Genomic DNA, 20917 nt, shown 5'->3' with positions numbered 1-20917 from the left:
GGTTCGCTTACGCTGCGCGGTAGGCGGGCGGTTCGATGTCGACGAGGATGCGATCGATGATGTCGCCCGCTTTCACACCGGCGAACTCCGACTCGGGGTCGAGCACCAGTCGATGCGCGAGCACAGCGCTGGCCAGGTCCCTGACGTCGTCCGGAGTCGCGTATGTGCGTCCCTGCGTGATCGCCCACGTCTTGATGGCACGAGAGAGCGCCATGGCGCCTCGCATGCTCACACCGAGCGCGACGTCGCGGTTCTTGCGCGTGGCATCCACGATGTCGCTGAGGTACTGCATGACGGACTCATCGACGAAGACCTCGGACGCGAGAGCGGACATCGCGACGATCGACTCCGGCTTGATGATCGGAGTGACCAGCGAAGCGCGGGCGCGGTTGGCCGAATCCATCAGCAGCGCCACAGCGGTCTTGCCGTCAGGGTAGCCGAGACTCGTCTTGATCAGAAAGCGGTCGAGCTGGGCCTCGGGGAGCCTGTACGTTCCGGCCTGCTCGATCGGGTTCTGGGTCGCGATGACCAGGAACGGGGCCCCGACGGAGTGACCCTCGCCGTCGATCGTCACGACTCCCTCTTCCATGACCTCGAGCAGCGCACTCTGGGTCTTGGGGCTCGCGCGGTTGATCTCGTCGGCGAGCACGATCGACGCGAAGATGGGCCCGGGGTGGAATTCGAACTTGCCCTTGCCCTGGTCGTAGATCTGCACGCCCGTGACGTCAGAAGGCAGCAGGTCAGGAGTGAACTGGATGCGGCTCGTGCTGCCGTCGAGCGTGTTCGCGAGCGCCTTGGCGAGCACCGTCTTTCCCGTTCCGGGAAAGTCTTCGAGCAGCACGTGACCGTCGGAGATGAGGGCGGTGAGCACCAGCCGGATGACGTGATCCTTGCCCATGATCGCCTTATCGATATTGGCGATGAGCTTCTGGAAGGCGTCAGCGAACCACGTCGCCTGCTCTTGCGTTACTGGCACTGTTCTTCTTTCTTCGGTGTGGTTATGGGTCGAGCTAGCAGTTGGGGATGCTCGACATCGTCTGAGCGGGTGTATCGACGCCGTCGAAGGTAACCCAGAATTGTGCATTCTCGTTGATGGAACCGGCAGGTCCACGGTTCGCCCAGCTCTGAGTGCGGAGCTGTCCACTGCCGCCCGAGGCATTGCTGAGGAAGTTGAACGAGTTGTTGGGGTTGTCGACCTTCATGGTGTGGTTTCCACCGCTCTGGCCGCTCCAGTTGATACCGAAGAGGTCCCCCGATCCTCCGGGCACCTCGCTGCCCCGACCCGGAAACAGACATAGCGAAGCCCTCGCCGGGTCAGGGGGTGCCGGCCTCGTGTCGAGTCGCATAGTCGCCCCTGGACTTGCGGCACCAGCACCCGACTTATTGGTTGCCCGCACCTCGAGCGTATGGTTGCCGGCGCCCCGATTGTTGAGGTCGTAGCGCGTGGCGGTGCCGACGTTCTCCCAGCCGCCGCCGTTGTAGCTGACCTGGTAGGTGAGGTTGGCTGACCCGCCGGGGTTCGCGGTCACGGGAGCCCAGTTCCATCCGACCGACGACGGCGCGTATGTGCCATTCGCCGGGGACGAACTCGAGATCGTGGGCCTGTCCGGCGCGGCCTGGGTGGTCAGGGTTCCCGGAGCAGAGTTGCCGTCGGGGCTGCGCTTATTGCCGGTGTTCACCGCATAGACGGTCACCGTGTAGGTCCCGCCGTTGAGCGTCTGGTTCCCGGTAGTCGTACCCGTGGTGCTCCCGGATCCCCCGCCGCTGACCGCCCAGAAATAGGTGGTGGTGCCGCCAGTTCCCGCCACGGCGGGCCAGTCCGCGCGCAGCACTCCGTTCGGAGCCCACTGGTCGACGACGGTGATCGCCGGTGCGGGCTGCGCAGGGGTGCCGTACGGCGTGATCTGGTCGCTGGCCACCGAGAAGGCGCCAGAGCCGTTCTCGTTGATCGCCCGCACCTGGAAGGTGTACTGGGTGCCGTTGGTCAGGCCTCCGATCGTGCACGCCTGCCCGGCCGTGCATCCTTCGGTGATCGTGCCCGTCTGCACGTTCCTCACCTGGTAGCCGGAGATGTCCTTGCCGTTGGTCGCCGGGGCCGCGAACCTGATGGTCGCCGAGCCGTCGCCGCCGATATCCGAGCCACCATCGCGGTCAGGTTTCTGCACGACGTCGGGCACGTCGGTGACGGTGAACTGGATCGTGCCGTTGACCTGGCGATCCTTGTCCTTCGTGGCATCCTGCACCGTGTAGACCACCTCGATCACCATGTAGGGCGGGCTCGAGTTCGGGGTGACCCTGATCTGGGTGCCCGTGTGGCTGATCGTGCCGACGTTGCCGGCATTCGTGATCTGGGCATCGACGATCGTCAGCGCCTCACCGGTGGACTGGTACGGGTTCGAGTCGTTCGTCAGCGGATCCATGACAAAGGTGCCGACCGGGCGTTTGGTCTCGTAGACGTCGGAGACAGCGACGGGCGGCGGCTTGCTCGAGCCCACCACCGTGACGTTGATCGTGCCGGGCACGGTGAACTTATCCCAGCGGAGCGTCACCCCGACCGTGAAGGTGGTGCCCTTGGGGGTGTCCCTGGGAACGCTCAGCGACAGCTGTGAGCCGCTGAGGTTCGCGCTCACCACTGAGCTCGACGGCGAGATCTCGGAGTACGTGACCTCCTGCAGAATCTGCGGATTCTGATGACCCGTCGACTGCCGCAGGTCGACCGTCGCCGTCTCCCCGACCTCGACCGGCACGTTGGGTGTCGTGAAGGTGGGTGCGGTGTCCCTGAACTCAGGATCGCCGACGATGATCGGCAGTGTCAGGGTCTGCTGGATGCCCTTGGGATCGTTCTTCGAGTCACCATCAGACACGGTGAATGTAACCGACGCCGGGCCGCGGTAGTCGGGGGCAGCGGTGAAGCCGATGGTGCCATCGTCGACAAAGCTGGACTCACCGTTGCTGCGGATCGCGCTGACGCTCGACTCTTCGTAGATGTGGGCGTCACGACCCGAGGGCACCACGAGGATGTCTGACAGCGCCCACTGGCGCGACTCGTTCATGCTGACGTACTGCACAGGCAGATTGGGGTCGATCATGGGTGGCTCGTCGAAGTTCTCGTCGACGGCGGCCGGCACCATGATGAACGCGACGGCGCTCAGGTCGTCGGCTTCGTTCGTCACCCGGTAGGCGACGGCCTGGCGGGTGGGCCCGGGGGTCACTTCGATCTGGCCGTTACGTTCCAGGAGGGTTGCCGCATCAGCGTTCGGTCCTTCGACCGAGACGGTGAGGTCTTCCGTGAGGCCTGAGGGGTTGAATGCGTAGCCGTCGAAGATATCGACGGTGATCGACTTTTTGCCCGCGATGTCTTTGGTGAGGATCGGCACATCGTTGGCCGACGGGGGCAGCAGCGGGGCATCCGGGGTGACAGTCACGAGCACGTAGCTCATGGTCTTGCCACCGACGCTGTTGGTGAGCTCGTATCTCAGCGAGAACGACTGCTCGGTATCCGGCGCCGTCACGACGAGATACTGGCGACCGACGACTTCGGCGTCGATGCCCTCCGGCACGTCGACGAGCGCCTTCGAGACCTTGATCGGCGAGCCCTGTGGGTCTGAATCGTTGGCCATTAGGTCGACCTGCGCGATGCGCCCAGGTCGCACCGCAACGCTGTCCGGCGCGGCGTTGGGAGGCTGCAGCTCGCTCGGCTTCGGGATGATCGCGATCTTGATCGTCGCCTCACCGGTGGCCCCGAACGTGTCGAAAACCCGGTAACTGAACTCATCGGTGCCCACGGCGGCCTCGGACGAGGTGTACAGGAAGTAGTCGTTGCCGACCTCCGCGATCGAGCCCAGGGTCGGGTTCTGCGGGAAGCTCAGCAGTTGCGTCGAATCGCCGTCGGGATCGATGCCATTCAGCGGAACGTCGATGCGGATGGTGCCACCGGCAAGCACCCGGCCCACCAGGGGGTCTGGCACGGGGTCGCGGTTGCTGTCGTCATTCAACGGCGTCACGGTGAAGACCGCCGTCGCCGCGGCGGTCTCGCCGAAGGGATCCAGCACCCGATAATCGACCCGGTACTCTCCCGCCGTCGTGGGCGCCTGGAACCTCAGTGCGTTCTTCGACACGAACGCGAGGCCATCCGTGGGCGGTGTGATGAGGGCCGTATCCAGGAACATGGATGAGTCATCCGGGTGGAAATCGTTGGCAAGCACATCGAGCGTGATGATGTCGCCCACTCGCACTGTCGCCGCGTCGTTGACGGCGACGGGAGGCTGATGCTTGGTGAGTGCCGGCACCGGCACGACCGTGACGCCCGCGGTGGCCGTCGACACGCCGTCCGAGATCGTGTACGTGAAGTTCACCTGTTCCGTCAGCGCCGCCGGGGACGTGATGCGGATGAGGGTGGATTCGAGCAGTTCGACGACGAGTCCCTTACCCAGCACGTCCGGCGGCACCGACACCGACTGCACAGCGAGGATCTTCCCCGTGGGGCTCACATCGTTCGACAGCACGGAGACGGTGACCGGCTCCTCGCCGCGCAGGTACGCCGTGTCCTTCACCGCGACGGGCGGGAGGGTGTCGTCTGCCGGCGTGTCTTTGACATCGATGCGGATGATGCCCACGCTCGTGTTCGCCCCGGCCTGCAGGCTGTACTTCATGTAGAAGATGCCGGGGTTTGACGACGTGAACGTGACCTGGCCCCGGTCGGAGTTGAAGGATGCCACGGCACCCCCGGTCGGCTCGTCCATCCCGACCAGCGACAGTTGTGCCCCCGACGGCGACAGGTCGTTCTTCAGGGGCTCGACCACGACCGTCTCGCCGGTGAAGGATGTCGCGAAGTCGGGTGTCCCGACAGGGTTCAGGGTGCCTGCCGGCTCGACGGTCACGGTGAGGGTGCCCGCCACGGGAGGGCCGTTGCCGTCGCTGACCTGGAACTGCACCTCCTTCTCCCCGAGCTCGGAGGTCTGGTGCGTGAAGGTGATGAATCCGTCCGGCGTGAACCTGACGAGGTCGGCCGATTTCGGGCTCGCACCAATGAGGTACAGGTCGTCGCCGTCGGGGTCGCGCCAGTCAGACAGAACGTTGTAGGAAATCGTCTGGTTCGCCTCGACGGCGACACCGGGGAACCTGACGGAGTACGGAGGCTCGTTGATCTGCTCCGGCACCACCCTGGCCGTCACGTTCGCGGAGGCTGTGCCGCCGCGGCCGTCGTCCACCGTGTAGTTGAAGGAGATGCCGCCGACGAAACCCTCCACCGGAGTGAACTGCAGGGCACGCCCGCCGTCGATGGGGTCGAGCGTTCCCGTCGATTCGGCTATCGCGTCGAAGGCGGAGATCACCAGCACGTCGCCATCGGGGTCTGAGTCGTTGTCGAGCACGGAGAAGATCGTGGTGCGGCCGGGGCGGACGCCGAACTCGTCATCCTTCGCCGTCGGCGGCCGGTTCGTCTCGGTGCGCTCGGCGAGGGTGTCTTCGAACGACTGGATCGAGGACTTCTCCTCGCCGATCTCCTCGGACTCCTGCTCGACGGGAGGAGTGACGTCATCCCAGTTGTCGACGAGGCGCATGTTCTCGCTCGGCAGCCAGACGTTGCCGTTCGTCAGGTCATTGAGCGCGATGATCGTGCGGTTGACCCTGAATTCGAGCACGCCGCCCTGGGTGGGTTCGACGATGTCCTGCGGGGCGGGATCCTGGCCCTCACACGACAGCAGGTACTTCTGGGCCGCACCCCACGCCCCGTGCGCGCAGCCGTCCTGGTTCACCGGCGCGGCGACCCCGTCGAGGTCGTTGCTCGAGCTGTTGAACCCTGCGTTCACGCTGTCTGCGGCGCCGGAACCGAGATCCATCCGCACGAGCGAATCGGCCGTCGAGACTATGGCGAACGACGACTCGGGGCCGGATTGCTGCAGCTTCAGTCCCTGCGCGTCGCCGATGCCGTACTTGTCGCCACCCTCGGTGACGATCTCGTTCGTCGACTGGTCGAACACGACGGCGGTGTCACCGACGGCGGCGAGCTGGAACTCTCCCACCGCCGGGAAGTCAGCCGCGACCGGCGCATCGGCGAGCGACGCTATGCGGTACAGCTTCTTCTTCTCGGCGGACACCGCGATGATGCCGCCATCGCGAGTGACGGCCACGTGGGCGCCCTCGCCCAGCTCGAGCTTCGGGGCGTCGGACACGTAGTTGAACTGCAGGTCACCGACGGAGGGGATGCCCCAGAGCTTGCCGTCGGGAGCGAGGATGGCGATCACGCTGCCGCCGTACGCGACCTCGGCGCCGATGGGCACGTCCACGGCCGAGGTCACCTCGGTGCTGGCCGGGTTCACGGATTCGACGCGGCCGGCATCCGGATCGTGCATGAAGAGCGTGTCGCCATCCTGCATGACATCGAAGGCGGGGCTGGAGGCGACCACTGAACCGTTCAGTTCGTCGATCTGACGATTGAGCCGACCACCGAGCAACTGCTCGCCATTGGTGACCCACACGTCACGAGAGGTGAGCTTCACATCGGTGATGGGGAATCCCGGATGCAGCGCCGCGAAGGTCAGCGGAACACCGACGACCAGCGCGATGACGACCACGGAAGCGGTCGTCTTGCGCGCGGCAACCCACCTCGTCAACGCACTCACAAACATCCCCCGCGTTGATCGATACACCCCGTGAAATCCCGTTGATGGGGATTCTTCGACAAATCTAACACGGTGGTCGGGCGCGCGCGGTGGGTACCTCTACCCATCTTCGGGGGCAGTGCTCGCCGCATTCTCCCGGTCGTTCCGCTCCAGCAGGAACAGGTCTTCCTTGCTCACGAGATGGGTCGCAACGGCGTATTCGACCAACCGGAGGCGCCGGTTCGTCGCGAGGTTGCCCTTGCCGCCGCGGAGCCCCTGCACACCGATCTTGTCGAGCTTGTCGCACACATTGTCGAGCTTGCGATTGAAGGTCGTCATCGACCAGTGCAGTCGCGCGGCAGCTTCGGCCGACGTCGGGATGTCACCGCGACCCGGCGAATCCTGCCGAAGCATCATCTCGGCCAGGGAGACGACAAGCAACCGCTGGGTGGTGGTGAGGGCGACGGGAGCCATCGTCGTCTCGCCTCCGCCGCCGGCATTCGCCGCGGCGGTATTGAAGTAGTCCTGCGAGGAGTAGACGGTGAACTCGTAGGTCGTGGATCCTGCACTGAAGAGCACCTGCATCTGCGCGAACACGATCGGAAGTCGCGCACCGGGGGCCAGCCACGCCTGCACCTGGCCCGTGGCATCCGTCACCGTCGCCGACAGCAGCGTGCCGACGTTGGCCAGCCACCACATGCCGAAGTCTTCGTAGATGCGCAGGAATCGTCGATGCAGGTAGGGGTTGTCGTCGATGACGAGGTCGGATTCCCGGCCGATGTGGAAATCAGCGGGGTGGGCGACCTCGTACCACTCGCCGCAGAACTCGATCTTCAGCGGGCCGACCGGCGCGACCACTGCCTCCCCCTCGCTCATGCGGGGTAACAGGTTTCGAACGGGTTGGCCGAGAGCTTGCCGGCGCGGGCGATGCTGACCGACACGCACACCGTCGACCCCGGCGCGTAATCGTCGACGACGACCGCGTTGCCGTCAGCCTGGCGAACCGGCTCCGTCGCTGTCCGGTTGGTGATCTGCCACAGGAACGTATCGCCGTCCTGGGGGTCCGGGTTGGTGAACGTGAACGTGACGGTCGAGCCGTCGGCGGTGGGCGGCCCGGCGATCTGCGGCGTCGGGATGCTCTCGATCACGACGGGCGGCGCAGAACCCGTCGGAGTCGGGACTGCGTCACCGGGAGTCATGACCCCGCCGAACACGATCGCCGCCGTGACCCCGGCAGCAACGAGTACCGCAACACCGCCGATCACCCATCCCGCGATGCTGCGCGGGCGAGCCACCGGGGCCGGGGCCGCGACGGGTTCGGGCGACTCCGGAGGTGGCAGGATCGGCTCGCGTCGACGCACGACAGTCTCGCTGGGCAGCTCCCTCGAGCTGTCCGGACCCGGAGCGGAGGGCTGCGCCACGATGTTCTTCGCGCCGCGCACGACTGTTTCGTCTGCGCTGGACTGCTCCGGGGGATGTGCCGGTGGGCGCACCGCGGGCTGGGCGTCGATCGTGGCGACCGATCGCACTTTCGTCTCGTTCTCGTCCTCACCCTCGGCCTCGCGAACCGGAGCTGCGACGAGCAGGTTGGGAACATCGATGGCCGTCGGTGCGTAACCCAGCTCGAGTTCGACGCGCTGCAGGGCGCGGGCGAAATCCACCGCCGTCGCAAACCTGTCTGCTCGATCGCTCGCCATCCCCTTGTTGAGCACGGCCAGCAGCGAACGCGGGACATCGTCGCGAGACATCGGGGTGATGGCGCCACGTTCGATGCGCCCGATCAGGTCGAGGGTGCCGTTGGAACGACCGCGCACCTCGAACGGAGTCTGGCCGGCAAGGATCGTATAGATGGTCGCGGCGAGCGAGAACACGTCGCTGCGCACATCCGGCTGCGGGTCATCCTCGAACATCTCGGGCGGAGACCACGGCACACTCATGCCCACGGACTGCCCGGTGCCACCCTGCGTGCCCGTGTCGTTGAGCGCGGCGGCCAGGGTCGTGGTGTGCAGCGGCAACTCGTCGTCGAGCGCGGACGAGATGCCGAAGTCGGTCAGGGCGGGCCAGCCGTAGTCGTTGCTCAGCACGTTGGCCGGCTTGATATCCCGGTGCAGGATGCCCGCAGCATGGGCAGTGGCGACGGCGCTCGACAGTCGCACCCCCGTGCGGAGCGCATCGGCGACCGCGAAGGTCTCACGCTTGTAGCGGTCGGCGAGGCTCGGCCCGGAGCAGTACTCCATGACGAAGTAGGGACGCGCATCCGAGGCGACATCCGCCTGGTAGATCGTGACGATGTAGGGATGCGCAGACAATTGCGCCATGAGGTTCGCCTCTGCCACGAGAGCGTCGCGACTGGCGTCGGTGATGTCGTCGGTCAGCAGCACCTTGACGGCGACCCGACGCTTGGGCAGGTGCTGGTCGTAGAGGAACACATCGGAGAAGCCGCCGGAGCCGAGCAGCTTGACGAAGGTGTAGCCGGGGAGCTCCGGAGGGGTGGATGCTGCGCGCCTCACGCCTCGCCCTCCGCCGCGTCATCCTCGACGGTCAGGGTCACGCCGCTGCCCAGGTCGATGACGGTGCCCACGATGATCGATGTCGGCTCGCCCGCGCGCAACTTCTGCGGGGACTTCCCAGGAAATTCCACCATCGTGCCGTTGCGGGAGTGCAGGTCCGTGACGACCACGGTGCCGCCTTCGAGACTCACCTGCACGTGATTGCGCGAGATGTCCTGGTCGGGGGTTCCGACGGTCAGCAGGCGCGGGATGACTCCGCCAGAGACCTTGCTCACGCTCGGGCTGCGCCCCACGAGAATCGGCTGCCCGAGGGATTCCCGCACTCCGGTCGTCGAGATCGCGAGAACGAGCTGCGGCGTTGGCACGACCCCGTTCGCCACCGGTGTGGACGCGGGGCGTCGCCTGCCGCGGATCTTCGCGATGTCAGAGGTCAGCACTGTCTCGCCATCGTGGAGGGTGTCATCGACGACGACGACTTCAGTCTGCTTCCCGTCGGCCTCGGTGGCGGCCGGCTCGTGAACGACGGCATCCGCCACCGACCTGTACATCGTGTCTCCGAACAGGTAGTCGTACCCTTCGGCATCGGTGTCGTCAGGCGATGCCACGGAGGGCTCCGTGAGGAAGGTCGCCGCAGTCGGAGCTTCGCGCACCGTCTCCTCGGGGTCGGCTTCTGTCGTTGCCGCTGGTTCTGGTTCTGGTTCTGGTTGCGGAGCTGGTTCTGGAGCTGATCGGGCGGGGGCTTGTTCGACAGCTGTCGCAGCCGGCGTGCCCTGCGCCGCCGGTGCAGCAAACGTGATCTCCGAGACGAGCGCGACCCCCGCGTCGACCGGAAGTGTCGCAGTGCCCTGGGGCGCAGCACCGGGAACGCCGAAGTGGATGGCCGTGACCCCCGGAATGCCGCGTTCGACCCAGGTGGAGACACCCGCAGCCGACAGCGGCTCGCTGCCCGAGGCATCCGTCACCGTCAGCGGCGCCGTGCCCCGGAGGATGATGCGGGCCTCTGCCGCCTCGATCCACTCCACGAGCACGAACTGCGGGGTCGCTGCGACGCCGTTCGCCGTAAGCAGGTCGAGGATGCGCCGGAAACCGTCGGGCTCCGCGATCGCCGCCCACGCGGCACCCACGAGAGCGTCCTCACCGACCGGAGTGACGAGAAGCCTGGGGCCCGATGCGAACGCGAGCCAACCGCCATCCCCCGATGGCCTAACCGTCAACGTCATGCTGTCAGCCCCTCGGCCTGGTGTCTTCGAGTTGCCCCGACAGGGCGCCCCGGTCGAGCGTATCGTCGTCGGAGTGCTGGGAGCCGACTCCGACGATGTCGGATTCGACAATCACCACCGTCACATTGTCTGAGCCACCGGCGGCGATCGCCGCGTTGACGAGCCGCTCGGCGAGCGACAGCGGCAGGTTGTCCGTCTCCCGGAGCTGTTCGGCGTCGTGGAACACGATGATCCTGGCGATCTCATCGTCGCTGAGTTCTTTGCTCAGCCCATCCGAACACAGCAGGAAGGCCTGTCTCGCGCGGGCGGGCAGCAGCCAGATGTCGGCGTCGACGGTGTCGTCAGCTCCGAGCGCCCTCGTGATCACATTGCGCTGAGGATGCCGCTCTGCCTCGGCCTTCGACAGCACGCCCGAATCCACGAGCTCCTGTACGGCAGAGTGGTCGACGCTCAACTGGGTGAGCGTGCGACCGTCCCAGCGGTACGAACGGGAGTCCCCGACGTTGAACGCCATCCAGTGGTAGTTCCCCGCGGAGTCGAGGTCGACGAAGGCCACGCCCGTGAGCGTTGTGCCCGACAGGGAATCGTCGCCGACCGAGAGTTCGAGCACGGCATCGTTGGCGCGCTTCACGGTCTCGAGGATCGCGGTGGCGCTTGCGGGAGCCCCCTCGACGAGTGCATCGGCGAACACGGCGATGGCCGCCTGACTGGCGCGATCACCGAAGGCATGACCACCCATGCCGTCCGCGATCACGAACAGCGGGGCCGACATGAGGAAGCTGTCTTCGTTGATGCGCCTCACGGCACCACGGTCGGTATGCCCAGAGAAGCGGAATCGCACCGTGGCGTCGGGCAGCGCGAATTCGCGACTGATTTCGACCGACATCCCGCTCTCCCCCGCTCCCCGGCGCAATCCTTGAGACGCAGGTCACTACACGGTACCAATTACCGACAGAAACTCGGCACCCGCGGCATGGGCAGAACTCCCCATGCGCGAGCGCGGCGGTTCGTCAACGGTCGGCCGACTCGGTCACCCTGCTCTCGCGGTTCTTGTCGATACGGATCTTGATCAGGCTCGCGACCACGGAGATCGTCATCGCGGAGAGGATGACCGCGAGCGACGCCCACGTCGAGATCTCGGGAGCCCACTCGACATGCTCCCCGCCGTTGATGAACGGCAGTTCGTTCTCGTGCAGGGCGTGGAAGAACAGCTTCACGCCGATGAAGGCGAGGATGAACGCGATGCCGTAGTGCAGGTACTCGAGCTTGTCGATCAGGTCGCCGAGCAGGAAGTAGAGCTGGCGCAACCCCATGAGCGCGAAGATGTTCGCGGTGAACACGATGAACGGATCTGTCGTGATTCCGAAGATCGCCGGGATCGAGTCGAGCGCGAACACGAGGTCGGTGATGCCCAGGGCGACGAAGACCACGAGGATCGGCGTGAATACGCGGGTGCCGTCGATCGTGGTGCGCAGTTTCGCACCCTCGTAGTTGTCGGAAATAGGGATCCGCCGACGGAGGAGGCGGATGACGGCGTTTTCCTGTTCTTCCATGTCGTCGTGCTTCTGTCGCGCCTGCTGGATCGCCGTGTAGACGAGGAACAATCCGAAGATGTAGAAGATGAAGCTGAAGTTCTCGATGAGCGCGGCGCCCGCCAGAATGAACAGTCCGCGCAGCACGAGCGCGATCAGGATGCCGACCATCAGCACTTCCTGCTGGTACTTCCGGGGCACGGAGAAGCGCGCCATGATGATGACGAACACGAACAGGTTGTCGATGCTGAGGCTGTACTCCGTCACCCACCCCGCGATGAATTCTGCGGCGTGGTCGACTGATCCCTGCCACAGCATGAGCAGTGCGAACACCAGCGCGAGCCCCACATAGATGCTCACCCAGATCGCCGACTCTTTCGTCGACGGCACGTGCGGCCGACGGTAGGCGAGAATGAGGTCGAACGCGAGGATCGAGAGCAGCACCACGTATGAGGTGATCTCGAACCAGACGGGAAGAGAGGCTTCCATGTACTTCCGTTCAGGGAGAAGCGGGCAGGGCGATAGCCGAAAGTCTCTCCCGCAGCCGTCAGCACCGTGAGGTGGGATGGATGCCGCTGGCCCGGGCGAGCGACGACGCGCACCGTGTTGACGAGCTCAGCGAGGTGGGATACTCCCCTTCGCAGCCTTCAGCTTACTGCGCGCTGACGGGCACTACTGCTGCGTCGGCACCAGCATCCCGGTGGAACCCATCGCGCGGTTCACCGTGACGACCATGGCCACCCGCAGCGGATTGACTCTCGGTTGCCGGTATCGGGCCGCATAGCGTTCGACCGCGTCAGCGACGGTCTCTGCATCATCGTGGATGCTCACGGTTCCGCTCACGGTCAGCCACCTCGCGCGATCCACCTGGCTGATGGTCGCGATGCCGCCCCGCTGGGCATTCAGCACCTTCTGGGTGCCCCCACCCGTGATCACCCTGGCGATGCCGTCCGCATAGGTGAAACCGACTGGCACGGAGTGGATGGTGCCGTCGTCGGCCAGCGTGGACAGGGTGGCGAGATGGTAGTCGGTGGCGAACTGGAGCCCCTCCGGGCTCAGGAAGCGGTCGGTAGCGGCATCCTGCGCATCAAGGCTCATCTTCCGACAATAACCCGCCGCGGGCATCGCTGGGGGCGCGGGGTGACGGGGGCCGGTCCAGCCGCTACGCTGACCTCGGGCGCACACCCTCGCGCCCCGTTTCACCCCTCATTACTGTTGCGCCCACAAGGCCAGGACTCAGGAGAATGTCATGACACTGCACCCACCGACGACGCTGCATGCCGCACCGTCCTTTATCGCCAACGCCGAGTTCGGCCACGAAAAAGTGCTCATCTCGACCGGCAGGCGATCGGGACTGGTCATCACCGTGGCCGTGCATTCGACAGTTCTGGGCCAGGCTCTCGGCGGGGCACGCATGTGGAACTATCCGCACTGGACGGATGCCGTCGCCGACGCCCTCCGGCTCTCGGCCGCCATGACCCTCAAGAATTCCGCCGCCGGCCTTCACCGCGGTGGGGGAAAATCGGTCATCCATCTGCCCATGGGTGTGACCCTCACTGCAGACGAGAAGCGCGATGCGATGCTCGATCTCGGCGATGCGATCGAAAGCCTCAACGGCGCATACATGACGGCGGAGGATGTCGGTACGAGCGCAGAGCTGATGGCCATCGTGGCCGAGCGCACCGAGCATGTCTGCGGGCTGCCCGCCGACCAGGGCGGCGTCGGGGAACCGGCTGACGCGACATCCGCCGGCGTCTACGCCAGCATCCTCGCCACCTGCGACGCCCTGTTCGGCTCCCGCGACGTCCGGGGCCGCCATATCGTGATCTCGGGACTCGGCCAGGTGGGCGGCCGGCTCGCTCGGGCTCTCGCCGCGGCCGGTGCCGTGCTGACCGTCAGCGACGTCAACCTCGACCGCAGGCTGCTCGCCACCGAGATCGGTGCCGCGTGGGTGGATGCCGATGAGGCCCATCGGGTCGAAGCCGACCTCTTCGTGCCGTGCGGGCTCGGCGGTGCCCTCAACCCCCAGGTGATCGCGGAGCTGAAGGTCGGCGGTGTCGTCGGTGCGGCGAACAACCAGCTCGCGTACCGTCACGGGGCTGCAGAGCTGGCCGGGCGGGGAATCCTGTGGGCGCCGGACTTCGTCGTCAACGGCGGCGGCGTGATCTACCTCGACATGGCGACGCAACCCGACGCCGACGCCAGCGCCATCAGCCTGCGGGTGGAGGCGATCGGCGACACCGTCGCCACGATCTTCCGGGAGTCGGTCTCCGAGGGCATCACGACACTGGACGCGGCCGAGCGCCTGGCCGAAGCCCGCCTCGTCTGAATTCGCCTCGTCTGAATTTCCCTTAGCCAGAGTTTCGCCTCGCCTGAATTTCACTGAGATTCCGTCGGGTTAACCCGCCCCTTAACCCCACCCGGAATGGGGTATTCCGGCGTGCCCGGATGTCGCAATAGCCTGTCCACAGAAGAGGGGACCGAGAAGCGGCTCGCGGGGTACACAATACCCGGCACCGATCGACAGGTTCCCCCGCCTACCCGCAATCCCATTACCCTTCGGTGGACCACCCATCCCCCGATGCAGCAGCGGTCAGTGACTTTCTCCCAGGACACGATCGGCCATCACCGCGCTTACCCCGCGGTTGCATCATCCGGCCTTACCCGCCGACGCATGGCGGCGCCCCGGCGCCTACTTCCGCGTGCCCGATAGCGAAGAAACTGGACGTAAACCCGATGTCACTCCCTGCACATTTTCGACCCGAATTACTCCTGGGCAATTCCACAGACCCCGTCTACGGCGCTGAAGCCCGCGAACTCATCCGGGGCAAAATCGTCATGGTGACGGGCGCAGGCGGCTCCATAGGCTCTGAACTCGTTCTGCAAGCGAAGGCGCTGGGCGCCGCTCGCGTCTGCAACGTCGACACCGACGAGTTCGCCCTGTACAGCCTCCAGCTCGGCATGGAGGGTCGCGCCCTCCTCGACGACGACGACTACATCCTCGCGGACATCCGCGACGAGTCGCTCATGGATCGGGTCGTCCGCGCCAATGCCCCCGACGTGATCTTCCACGCCGCCGCCCATAAGCACCTCCCCTTGCTCGAGCGATTCCCGGACGCCGCCGCGAAGACCAACGTGTTCGGAACGGAATCGGTCGTACGTGCCGCCGTCACCAACGGTGTCAGTCGGGTCGTCAACATCAGCACAGATAAGGCCGCGTCGCCCACGTCGGCGCTCGGGTGGTCGAAAAAGCTCGCAGAGCAGGTCGCTGCCAGCTATTCGACCGACGCCACAGTGATCTCGAGCGTGCGCTTCGGCAACGTGCTCGGAAGCAGGGGCTCGTTCCTTCCGACGCTGATGTGGCAGATCAGCCAGGGCATCCCGATCCAGATCACCCATAAAGATGTCTCCCGATTCTTCATGACGATCCCCGAGGCCGCAGGCCTTGTCATCGAATCCTCACGCCTGGCTGAGGGCGGCGACGTGTTCGTACTCGACATGGGAACCTCGATCAGGATCGTCGATCTGGTCAAGGAATACGTGCGGATCTCCGGCAGCGCCGATCCCCACATCGTGTACACCGGCCTGCGCGACGGCGAGAAGATGCAGGAGACCTGCTTCGAATCGGAGGAGGATCAGTCCCCTACCGCTCATCCGCGCATCCTGTCAGCGAATATCGAGAGTGTCGACACCACGCGGGTGGTCGCGGAACTGCGCGAATTAGTCGCGGAAGGAGCACCTGCAGCAATCATCCGTGAGGCCCTCGAGTTCAGCAAAGCTGTGGCCATCGCCTGATGGAATGGCTGGCCATGCTGGTCTTCCCCCTCCTCTGGATGGCGGTGGACCTGGTCGGCAGCATTCGCGAGCGCCGGTTGAGCAAAGAAGGGCTGCGCACCGAGACCTGGCGGGACGATTTCCAGATCCTCGTTCCCATCTACGGGAGCGCGCGGTATCTGACCAATGCGGAGTATCTCGCGCCGCATGCTGGTCGGGTCATCCTGTGCACCACCTCAGGGGAATCGGATGAGTTCTACACCGAACTCGATGCGATAGCGGCTCGTTACAAGTTCACCGTGTATCGGAGCCCGCATCGCCCACCGATGGCCGGAGGCAAGCGGCTGACCGGGGGGACGATCCGCGATCGGATCGTGCGCGATGCGCTAGTGCACGCGGTGACGTTGAAGTACGTGGTCTGCCTCGACGCCGACACGACCACACCGCAGCCGCTGTGGCTGCTCGTCGGCGAACTCGCGCGACGGGATGCCGAACTCGCGTCGATCCGACTCGTGCCCCAGACCCACGGGCGATCGATGGTGCAGTTCCAGCGACACGAATACCGCCAGTCGATGAGGATGCGGTTCGTCGTGCCCTGGCTGGTGAGCGGAGCCTGCCACGCTGGCACGAGTGACGCGATGAGGGCCATCATGCTGCGCCACTCGCTGTTCTTCCAGGGCAACGACGTCGAGACCGGACTGCTCGCCGAGCAACTCGGCTACCGGGTCTGCCACATTCCGTTCGAGGTCAACACCGACGTCCCCGACACCTGGAAGGCGTGGTGGCGACAACGGCTGGCCTGGTCTGGCGGGGAGTTCAGGCTGTTCGTCGCGAACTTCCGCTACTTCCTGAAGCACCCGTTTCTCTGGGCGTACGGAGGGATCGTGACGATCGCGATGTTCTCCCTGCGCTGGTGGGCCATCTCCACTGCGACCACGACCATCATCGCCGTCGGAGTGCTCTACGTCTGCGCCGTGATCTGGCTGCACTGGGAGCATCGCAACAGATGGCTGCTGCTCCTGCCGCTCTACTCGCTGTTCACGAGTCTCATCGTCGCGCCAGTCGGCATCGTCTGGTACTTCGTGATGGCCATTCCGGAGAAGAACTTCGGCATCATCCGACCGAAGGGGAAGGTGCCCGCATCATCCCTCAACTGATGCCGGCCGACCCAGACCCCGCTACCCCGCGATGCGGATGAGCTTCTTGTTGATGAACTCCTCGAGCGCGAACCGGCCCATCTCGCGGCCGGAACCCGAGCGCTTGACCCCGCCGAAGGGCAGCTCAGCCGAGTCGCCCAGCACGAGGTTGATCCAGACCATCCCCGCGTCCATCGCGTCGGCCATGCGCAGTGCCTGCTCCTGGTCGGTCGTGTAGACGTAGGAGCCGAGCCCGTATGGCGTGTCGTTGGCGAGCGTCACGGCCTCCTCCTCGCTCGACACCCTGTACAGGGCTGCGACCGGGCCGAAGAACTCCTCGTGATACGCGTCCATCTCCGGCGTGACATCGGCCAGCACGGCGGGCGGGAAGAAGTTTCCGCTCGTCGTTCCGCTCGCAAGCACCGTAGCGCCCTGCTCGACGGCCCTGGCGAGTTGCTCATCGAGTCGTTCGGTCGCTGCCGCCGACGCGAGCGGCCCGAGCAGCGTGCCATCGACCATCGGATCGCCGGGCTGTGCCGCCGTGAATACCTCGGTGAACTTCGCAGCGAACTGGTCGTAGAGCGAGTCGATAACGATGAATCGCTTGGCGCCGTTGCAGGACTGCCCGTTGTTGTCGAGCCGTGCGTTGACGGCATCCTGAACCGCGGCATCGAGGTCGTTGGTCGAGAGCAGGATGAACGGGTCTGAGCCCCCGAGTTCGAGCACGACCTTCTTCAGGTGCCTGCCCGCGAGCTCGGCCACCGCGGCGCCGGCGCGCTCTGAACCCGTGACGGAGACGCCCTGGAGACGCGGGTCGGCAATGACCGTGGCGATCTGGTCGTTCGAGGCGTAGATGTTGACGTAGACGCCGGTGTGGGCGCCGAGCTCTGCGGCGGCATCGTCGAAGATCTGCGCGATCGCTGCGGCGGATTCCGGGCACTGCGGAGCGTGCTTGAGCAGGATCGTGTTGCCCGCGACCACGTTCGGGCCGGCGAACCTGGCCACCTGGTAGTAAGGGAAGTTCCACGGCATGATGCCGAGCAGCACCCCGAGGCCGGCCCGGCGGATGAACGCCGATCCACCGCCATCGGCGAGTTCGATCGGCTCATCCGCGAGGAACGCCGCACCGTTGTCTGCGTAGTACTGGTAGATCGCGGCCGCGAAATCCACCTCACCGAACGCCTGGTCGAGGGGCTTGCCCATCTCCCGCACGATGATGTCGGCGAGCTGGTCACGGCGCTCTGTGTGCAACTCGGCGACCCGTGCGACCAGCGCGGCCCTGGCCGCGACAGGGGCATTGCGCGACCACTCCGCATAGGCGGCATGGGCCGAACCGACGGCATCGTCGAGGGCGGAATCCGTGATCTCCGGGTATTCGCTCAGCGTCTCGCCTGTGGCGGGATTGATGACGGCGTAGTTGCTCATGCGATAGCTCCTTCGATATGTGAGATCCGACGGCGATCACCCTGTAATCCGAGGGCGAGGCCGTCAAGATCGAAGCTAGTGGCGTACGGGCGCTGAGTCCACTCCGGACTGCCGCCGTCACCCGGGAAATGAACCTTCACCCGGGAAATGAACCTGCACTCGGGAAATAAAAGAGCCCGGCTCTCTTGACGGGCAAGAGAACCGGGCAGTTGTGACCCCAACGGGATTCGAACCCGTGTTACCGCCGTGAGAGGGCAGCGTACTAGGCCGCTATACGATGGGGCCGCAGCACACAACTACAAGAGTATGCCACAGGTTGGGCGTGACTCCCAAAACGTGCAGGTGCATGGCCTTCAGGCGGGCGCGAAGATCCTCAGCGCCCCCGGAACTACTGTGACATCGACCGGGGCCGGGCCGATTCGCTCGCCGTCCGCATAGACGACCGCGACCGCGGACTCGATCCGGATCGACCTCACGCGGTGCACGGCGACCCTGGGGTCGCTGAGGTGCGTGCCCTTGAACACCCTGGGGAAGATCCGCAGGAACTGGATGCGCGACAGCGGCTGCACGACCAGCACGTCGAGCATGCCGTCGTCGATCTTCGCGTCGGGAGTGACCTTCATCCCGCCCCCGAGGGACACATTGTTGCCGACGCTCACGAGCATCGCCGAGGTCTCGAGCGGCCGGCCGTCGAGCACGAGTCGATACGGGATGGGCTTGAGCCTCAGCAGCTCCAGTCCGATGGCGATCGTGTAGCGGCTCGCGCCCTTCGGATGTCGCATCCGGTTGGCGCGTTCATTGACGACAGCATCGAAGCCGGCAGACAGGCTGCCGGCGAACCAGCGGGTGGACGCCTGCCCGGTGTCGTCGTCCACATACTCGACGCGGCCGGCATCGATCGTTCGCGGCGGCCCCTGCAACAGATCGGCAAGCATCCTGATCGCGGCCTCGGTGTTCTCGAACGGGATCCCCAGGCCGCGGGCCATGTCGTTGCCCGTGCCGGAGGGCACGATCCCGAGGGGAACCTTCGAGCCCGCCAGCAGGTTCGAGGCGAGGCTCACCATGCCGTCGCCGCCGACCACGATGAACGCATCCGGTCTGGTCGCGATGGCCTGCCGGGCAGACTCCATCAGTTGCTCGAAATCGGGCTCCTGGAGGCTGGTGACGGTGTGACCGATGGCCCGGAGGGTCTGCACGACGGCCGGGCCGACCCTGCTTCCCTTGCCGAACGACGCCGTCGGGTTGATCGCCACTACGAGGCGGAGCGGCTTCATCGTCACCTCGTCATTATGCAGCAGCACAGTGCAGGAGCACAGTGCAGTAGCACGCGCCTACCCCATGGCAGCCCCGCAGTACAGGGAGGGAGATCTCGGAAAGCTCGTAATAGTGTCGGATCATGAAGATCACGAAGTACGAGCACGCCTGCACGGTCGTTGAGAAGAGCGGTTCGACGATCATCATCGATCCCGGAGCGTTCACCACTCCGCTCAATGACGTCACAGGCGTCGTCGCCATCGTCGTCACTCACGAGCATGCCGATCACTGGACTCCCGAGCACCTGCGGCGCATCCTCGAGCGGAACCCCGGGGCGCGCATTCTCGGCCCGGGTGGAGTCGCGGCTGCTGTCACCGACGACGACCTCACCGTCGAGACGGTCAAGAACGGCGATGAGCTCCAGGTCGGACCGTTCTCTCTGAAGTTCATCGGGGAGAAGCATGCGGTCATCCACGAGTCGATCCCGATCGTCGACAATGTCGCGGTACTCATCGACGACAGCTTCTACTACGCCGGTGACTCGTTGACCCTGCCGAACGTTCCGGTCGACACTCTCGCCGTCCCCATCGGAGCCCCGTGGCTCAAGGTCAGCGAAGCTATCGACTACGTCCTCGCCGTCGCCCCGCGTCGCGCATTCCCCGTGCACGAGGCTGTGCTCTCACAGATCGGCATCTCGATCAACGGCGAGCGCCTCGACGCTGCGACACAGCGCGGTGGAGGCGAATACGTGCAGCTCGGCGTAGGACAGTCACTCGACCTATAGGTCGGCTTCGCCAATCCTGCATTTGCGCATTTTTGCAGTCAGTGCAAATATAGAACTATGGGTTCTCCTCCCGCTCTCGGCCTGCGCGATCGCAAACGCGCGGAAACTCGAGCCAACCTGGAGCGGGCCGCCACTGGCATCGTGCTGCGGCATGGGCTCGACCATGCCACCATCGACGCGATCAGCGAGTCGGCTGACGTGTCTCCACGCACATTCTTCAATTACTTCGACTGCAAGGAAGACGCGATCCTCGGCACCCAGAACGTCGAGGTCACCGAAGAGATGGTGCGCGCGCACCACCGCGAAGGCGACCTGATCTCCTCGATCGTCGGTGTGCTGCTCGACGTCATGGCACCCACCCTGGGATCGGCTGCCCTGCATGCCGTGCGCGTGCAGATCGCCCGCGAATACCCCGAGCTCTTCAGCCGCAAGATGGCACAGATGACCAGGATCATGGACGGGCTCGCGGTCGCCGTCCGGAGCCTCATGGCCGACGATCCTCGCTTCTCCGATGAGGAGTCACGGGCCCCGCTCGCGGATTCGATCGTCGCACTCTGCGGCTCGGCCGTGCGCACCGCGATCAGGGAGTGGGTCGCCGCCGGCAGCACCACGACCGTTCTCGAGATTCACGAGCGGGCAGTCGGCCTCGCCCGGGACGTCGTCGCACTGCTGCGCTGACG

The 20917-nt window shown here is 65.4% G+C and carries 15 protein-coding genes and 1 tRNA gene; 5 read left to right on the top strand and 11 right to left on the bottom strand.

The window, feature by feature from the left end:
• Positions 1–7: 7 nt before the first annotated feature.
• The 8 genes from IWX81_RS13480 to IWX81_RS13445 all read right to left on the bottom strand — a co-directional run bounded on the left by IWX81_RS13480 (position 8) and on the right by IWX81_RS13445 (position 12962).
• Positions 8–976 (bottom strand): AAA family ATPase, encoded by a 969-nt coding sequence (locus IWX81_RS13480; RefSeq protein WP_199281832.1) that lies wholly within the window; start codon positions 974–976, stop codon positions 8–10.
• 34 nt (positions 977–1010) lie between these two features.
• Positions 1011–6623, bottom strand: a complete 5613-nt coding sequence (locus tag IWX81_RS13475) for an Ig-like domain-containing protein (protein WP_199281831.1) — start codon at positions 6621–6623, stop codon at positions 1011–1013.
• Positions 6624–6722: 99 nt separating this feature from the next.
• Positions 6723–7478, bottom strand: a complete 756-nt coding sequence (locus tag IWX81_RS13470) for a hypothetical protein (protein WP_199281830.1) — start codon at positions 7476–7478, stop codon at positions 6723–6725.
• Complete coding sequence (locus IWX81_RS13465) at positions 7475–9112, bottom strand: serine/threonine-protein kinase (RefSeq protein WP_199281829.1); 1638 nt, start codon at positions 9110–9112, stop codon at positions 7475–7477. Before IWX81_RS13465 ends, IWX81_RS13470 begins: the two co-directional genes overlap by 4 nt.
• On the bottom strand, positions 9109–10332 hold the full coding sequence (locus IWX81_RS13460; protein ID WP_199281828.1) for an FHA domain-containing protein: 1224 nt from the start codon (positions 10330–10332) through the stop codon (positions 9109–9111). Before IWX81_RS13460 ends, IWX81_RS13465 begins: the two co-directional genes overlap by 4 nt.
• 4 nt (positions 10333–10336) lie before the next feature.
• Entirely contained in the window at positions 10337–11218 is an 882-nt protein-coding gene (locus IWX81_RS13455) for a PP2C family protein-serine/threonine phosphatase (protein WP_199281827.1), read from the bottom strand.
• A 124-nt stretch (positions 11219–11342) separates the two neighbouring features.
• Positions 11343–12353: a TerC family protein gene (locus IWX81_RS13450; protein WP_199281826.1), complete on the bottom strand. Its 1011-nt coding sequence runs from the start codon at positions 12351–12353 to the stop codon at positions 11343–11345.
• Between the two features lie 183 nt (positions 12354–12536).
• Positions 12537–12962 (bottom strand): pyridoxamine 5'-phosphate oxidase family protein, encoded by a 426-nt coding sequence (locus tag IWX81_RS13445; RefSeq protein WP_199281825.1) that lies wholly within the window; start codon positions 12960–12962, stop codon positions 12537–12539.
• Between the two features lie 151 nt (positions 12963–13113).
• Between IWX81_RS13445 and IWX81_RS13440 the strand changes: the two genes are divergently transcribed.
• The 3 genes from IWX81_RS13440 to IWX81_RS13430 all read left to right on the top strand — a co-directional run bounded on the left by IWX81_RS13440 (position 13114) and on the right by IWX81_RS13430 (position 16795).
• Entirely contained in the window at positions 13114–14193 is a 1080-nt protein-coding gene (locus tag IWX81_RS13440) for a Glu/Leu/Phe/Val dehydrogenase family protein (protein ID WP_199281824.1), read from the top strand.
• A gap of 407 nt (positions 14194–14600) precedes the next feature.
• Positions 14601–15659, top strand: coding sequence for a polysaccharide biosynthesis protein (locus IWX81_RS13435; RefSeq protein WP_199281823.1), 1059 nt, complete (start codon positions 14601–14603; stop codon positions 15657–15659).
• Positions 15659–16795 (top strand): glycosyltransferase family 2 protein, encoded by a 1137-nt coding sequence (locus tag IWX81_RS13430; protein ID WP_334594225.1) that lies wholly within the window; start codon positions 15659–15661, stop codon positions 16793–16795. Before IWX81_RS13435 ends, IWX81_RS13430 begins: the two co-directional genes overlap by 1 nt.
• 21 nt (positions 16796–16816) lie before the next feature.
• Here the strand turns inward: IWX81_RS13430 and IWX81_RS13425 are convergent, their stop codons facing one another.
• From IWX81_RS13425 to IWX81_RS13415, 3 genes are all read right to left on the bottom strand, one after another.
• Positions 16817–18199: an NAD-dependent succinate-semialdehyde dehydrogenase gene (locus tag IWX81_RS13425; RefSeq protein ID WP_199281822.1), complete on the bottom strand. Its 1383-nt coding sequence runs from the start codon at positions 18197–18199 to the stop codon at positions 16817–16819.
• Positions 18200–18411: 212 nt separating this feature from the next.
• Positions 18412–18484 (bottom strand) — tRNA-Glu (locus IWX81_RS13420).
• Between the two features lie 68 nt (positions 18485–18552).
• Entirely contained in the window at positions 18553–19473 is a 921-nt protein-coding gene (locus IWX81_RS13415) for a diacylglycerol/lipid kinase family protein (protein WP_199281897.1), read from the bottom strand.
• 122 nt (positions 19474–19595) lie between these two features.
• Between IWX81_RS13415 and IWX81_RS13410 the strand changes: the two genes are divergently transcribed.
• On the top strand, positions 19596–20237 hold the full coding sequence (locus IWX81_RS13410) for an MBL fold metallo-hydrolase (protein ID WP_199281821.1): 642 nt from the start codon (positions 19596–19598) through the stop codon (positions 20235–20237).
• 57 nt (positions 20238–20294) lie between these two features.
• Positions 20295–20915: a TetR/AcrR family transcriptional regulator gene (locus IWX81_RS13405; RefSeq protein WP_199281820.1), complete on the top strand. Its 621-nt coding sequence runs from the start codon at positions 20295–20297 to the stop codon at positions 20913–20915.
• Positions 20916–20917 lie beyond the last annotated feature (2 nt).

It is taken from the genome of Salinibacterium sp. CAN_S4, from assembly GCF_015752305.1.
In the GTDB taxonomy this organism is placed as follows: domain Bacteria; phylum Actinomycetota; class Actinomycetes; order Actinomycetales; family Microbacteriaceae; genus Rhodoglobus.
This window is presented reverse-complemented; position numbering and strand designations above follow the sequence as displayed.

Coding starts and splice junctions, on each gene's coding strand:
- IWX81_RS13410 (WP_199281821.1), top strand. CDS start 19,596: ATGAAGATCACGAAGTACGAGCACGCCTGCACGGTCGTTGAGAAGAGC.
- IWX81_RS13440 (WP_199281824.1), top strand. CDS start 13,114: ATGACACTGCACCCACCGACGACGCTGCATGCCGCACCGTCCTTTATC.
- IWX81_RS13460 (WP_199281828.1), bottom strand. CDS start 10,332: ATGACGTTGACGGTTAGGCCATCGGGGGATGGCGGTTGGCTCGCGTTC.
- IWX81_RS13445 (WP_199281825.1), bottom strand. CDS start 12,962: ATGAGCCTTGATGCGCAGGATGCCGCTACCGACCGCTTCCTGAGCCCG.
- IWX81_RS13470 (WP_199281830.1), bottom strand. CDS start 7,478: ATGAGCGAGGGGGAGGCAGTGGTCGCGCCGGTCGGCCCGCTGAAGATC.
- IWX81_RS13455 (WP_199281827.1), bottom strand. CDS start 11,218: ATGTCGGTCGAAATCAGTCGCGAATTCGCGCTGCCCGACGCCACGGTG.
- IWX81_RS13425 (WP_199281822.1), bottom strand. CDS start 18,199: ATGAGCAACTACGCCGTCATCAATCCCGCCACAGGCGAGACGCTGAGC.
- IWX81_RS13435 (WP_199281823.1), top strand. CDS start 14,601: ATGTCACTCCCTGCACATTTTCGACCCGAATTACTCCTGGGCAATTCC.
- IWX81_RS13450 (WP_199281826.1), bottom strand. CDS start 12,353: ATGGAAGCCTCTCTTCCCGTCTGGTTCGAGATCACCTCATACGTGGTG.
- IWX81_RS13405 (WP_199281820.1), top strand. CDS start 20,295: ATGGGTTCTCCTCCCGCTCTCGGCCTGCGCGATCGCAAACGCGCGGAA.
- IWX81_RS13415 (WP_199281897.1), bottom strand. CDS start 19,473: ATGAAGCCGCTCCGCCTCGTAGTGGCGATCAACCCGACGGCGTCGTTC.
- IWX81_RS13430 (WP_334594225.1), top strand. CDS start 15,659: ATGGAATGGCTGGCCATGCTGGTCTTCCCCCTCCTCTGGATGGCGGTG.